Annotated in this window: 4 protein-coding genes; 2 read left to right on the top strand and 2 right to left on the bottom strand. The window is 75.5% G+C overall.

Going from position 1 to position 3,085, the window contains the following annotated elements:
• Positions 1 to 417 precede the first annotated feature (417 nt).
• Entirely contained in the window at positions 418 to 1,368 is a 951-nt protein-coding gene (locus AB8Z75_RS33970) for a CopD family protein (RefSeq protein WP_369208846.1), read from the top strand.
• A 16-nt stretch (positions 1,369 to 1,384) separates the two neighbouring features.
• Here AB8Z75_RS33970 and AB8Z75_RS33965 read toward each other — a convergent pair whose 3' ends face one another.
• Positions 1,385 to 2,125, bottom strand: a complete 741-nt coding sequence (locus AB8Z75_RS33965) for an isocitrate lyase/phosphoenolpyruvate mutase family protein (protein WP_369208845.1) — start codon at positions 2,123 to 2,125, stop codon at positions 1,385 to 1,387.
• Entirely contained in the window at positions 2,125 to 2,589 is a 465-nt protein-coding gene (locus AB8Z75_RS33960) for a carboxymuconolactone decarboxylase family protein (RefSeq protein ID WP_369208843.1), read from the bottom strand. Before AB8Z75_RS33960 ends, AB8Z75_RS33965 begins: the two co-directional genes overlap by 1 nt.
• 46 nt (positions 2,590 to 2,635) lie before the next feature.
• Between AB8Z75_RS33960 and AB8Z75_RS33955 the strand changes: the two genes are divergently transcribed.
• A partial coding sequence (locus AB8Z75_RS33955) for a GntR family transcriptional regulator (RefSeq protein WP_369208841.1) occupies positions 2,636 to 3,085 on the top strand: 450 nt, incomplete at its 3' end.

The raw sequence follows: 3,085 nt of genomic DNA, 5'->3' as shown, positions 1-3,085 counted from the left end.
CAAGAACTTCCACTGGAGCACCGCCGACCAGACCAAGGTCGTCAAGTCGATGACCATCGACAAGATGGACACCGACGAGGCCGCCGCCAAGTGGGTCGAGCAGAACCCCGACAAGTGGAAGAAGTGGATGCCCAAGTGAGGCACCGCCGCCGACGAGGCCGCCGCCAAGTGGGTCGAGCAGAACCCCGACAAGTGGAAGAAGTGGATGCCCAAGTGAGGCACCGCCGCCACCGCTGCCGGTAGCCCCTCCGCCCCCGTGACGCCCGTTGTCACGGGGGCGGACGCCTCTTCGGGCACCCGCCGCTGSGGCAGAATTSCCCGCACCCGCCCCCGCCTCACCGCCAGGGAGCGGCGGCACCCGCGGTCCGCGGACGGCACCGGGCCCCGCGGAAGGGACGGCGCCCCTGGATACCCGTCGTGCTCGCCACCGGATGCGTCGCCGTCCTCGTCGCCGTGGCACTCTCCGGTACGGACGTGGCCACCGACGGCACCGGCGAGGTGCGGATACCCGGCGGCGGCCTCACCACCCTGCTGCGCTCGGTGCTGTTCGCCGCGCTGTGCGTGCAACTCGGCGAGGTGGCCGGGCGGCGGCTGGCCCGCGACGTCTCCCGCTCCTTGCCCGGCACCCCGGCACACGGGCCGCGGCAGCCACCCGAATGGGCTGCCGGGGCGGCCCTCGCGGGCATGGTCGCCGCTCTCGCGCTCGCCTCCATGGCCGCCGCAGGCGACGGCCGCCTTGCCGCCGGGCTCCCCGAACTCAGCGAGATCTACGCGACCCGCGAGGGGCTGCTCGCCTTCTGCGAGGCCAACGGCTTCCTGCTCGCCGCCCTGTGTGTCTTCCTCCGGCGGCCCGCCTGGGCCGCCGCGCCGCTCGCCGGAGTCGTCGTCGGGGAGGCGCTGCGCGCCCACCCCGAGGACCACACCCAGGCCGTCGGCGTCGGCCTCACCCTCCTCCACCTCACCAGCACCGTGCTGTGGACCGGCGGCCTCGTCCAGGCGCTGCGCACCATGCGCGCCTGGCACGGCGAACCCGGCGCGGCGCGCGCCCTGTTGGCCGCCTACGCCCGGCGGGCCTTCTGGCTGTTCGTCGCCCTGTGCGCGACGGGAACGGCCAGCACGCTGCGCAAGCTCCCCTCCGCCGAGGCCGCCGCCTCCTCGGCCTGGGGCAGGACACTGCTGGTCAAGCTGGCCGTCGTGGGAGCCGTCGCCCTGTGCGCGCTCGTCGCCCGGCGCGTGCTGATGCGGGACCGCACGCCGCTGACCTACGGGCAGGTGTGGCGCCCCACCGCGTGGGAACTGGCCGCGCTCGGCGCGGTGCTCGTCCTCTCAGCCCTGCTGACCACCGCCCCCGCGCCCCGGGCCGACTGACGAGGGGCGCGACAGGTCACAGGAGCCGGCCCGCGCGCAGTTCGGCCGCCATCGTCCGCACCCCCTCAGCCGCCCGCGCGGCGAGCCCCCCACCGAAGGTGACGCGGCCGACCCCGGCCCCGGCGAGCTCGGCGAGACCCGGCCCGCCGGCGCGGGCCAGGCCGTTGACGGGAACGCCCAGTTCGCGGGCGAGGACCGCCAGGTCCGCGGGCGGCGCCCCGATCGGGTACACCCCGTCGGCGCCGGCGGCCACGTACGCGCGCCCCCGCCGCAACGCCTCCGCCAGCGGGTCGGCGACACCCCGCAGGTGGGCGTCCACGCGGGCGTTGAGGAAGGGTCCTGGGCCGAGGGCTTCCCGTACGGCGGCCAGAAAGTCCGCCTGCGCCTCGGCGTCCACGAGGTGCCCGCCCGACGAGTCCTCCAGGTTGCACCCGACGGCGCCCGCGGCGTGGAGCCGCTCGGCGAGCTCGGCCGGCGCCAGCCCGTACCCCCTCTCGACGTCCGCGGTGACGGGCACGTCGTCGGCGCTGACGGCCCGCGTGACGCGGGCGATCGCGGCGAACATCTCATCGGCCGGGCACTGCCCGTCGGCGTAACCCAGGGACGCCGAGACGCCCGCGCTCGGCGTCGCGAGAGCGGGGAAACCCGCGTCGGTGAAGGCGCGGGCGCTGGCCGCGTCCCAGGGCCCCGGCAACACCAGCGGGTCGCCGGGCGCCCTACCGTGGTGCAGCGCGCGCAGCCTCTTCGCTGCGTCCATCAGGAGGCGCTCGCTTCGAGGCTCTTGGGGGTCTCCCGGATCGCCACGTTGAACCGGTTCCAGGCGTTGATCGCGACGATCTGCCCGAGGAGCGCGGCCATCTCCGCCTCGCCGAAGTGGGCGGCGGCCCGCGCGTAGACCTCGTCGGGGACGAATCCGTCCGTCAGTTCGGTGACCGCCTCGGTGAGGGCGAGTGCGGCACGCTCCCGCTCGGTGAACAGGCCGCCCGCCTCCTCCCAGGAGGCCAGCAGATCGATCCGCAGCTGCCGCTCGCCCTTCTCGCGGGCCTCGGCCACGTGCATGTCCAGGCAGAAGGCGCAGCGGTTGATCTGCGAGGCGCGGATCTTGACCAGCTCGGCGACCACCGGGTCCAGGCCCGCGGCGGACGCGGCCTGCTGGAAGCCGGACATGCCCTTCATCAGTTGCGGTGCGGTCTGCCAGATGTTCATACGCCGTGTCGTCATGCCCCCGAGCCTAGGCAGCAATGGGCCACGCGTATGGTCCACTTCCATGGCGGATTCGTGGGCCACTTCGCGGGCCACTCCTCCCCGGGCCACTCCTTCCCGGGCCACTCCCTCCCGGGCCACTTCGCGGCCGGTCAGCGGCAGCGACCTCCACCTCGACCTCGCGGTCTGCGGCGGTTCCGGCGCGCGACGCCCCCGTGCCGCCCTGCTGGCCGCCCTGCGGGACGCCGTCCGCACCGGGCGGCTGGCCCCCGGCACCCGGCTGCCGTCCTCCCGGAGCCTGGCCGCGGACCTGGGGCTGGCGCGCAACACCGTGGCGGGCGCCTACGCCGAACTGGTCGCGGAGGGGTGGCTGTCGGCCCGCCAGGGCTCCGGCACCCGCGTCGCCGAACGCGCGGCACCCACACCCCCGAGCCGCCCCCGGGAGCGCCGTACCGGACAAGGGCGCGCCGCGACGTACCGGGCGCGCGAAGACCGCGGGGGTCCGCCCCCGGCG

Source organism: Streptomyces sp. PU-14G (genome assembly GCF_041028275.1).
Lineage (GTDB): Bacteria > Actinomycetota > Actinomycetes > Streptomycetales > Streptomycetaceae > Streptomyces.
This window is presented reverse-complemented; position numbering and strand designations above follow the sequence as displayed.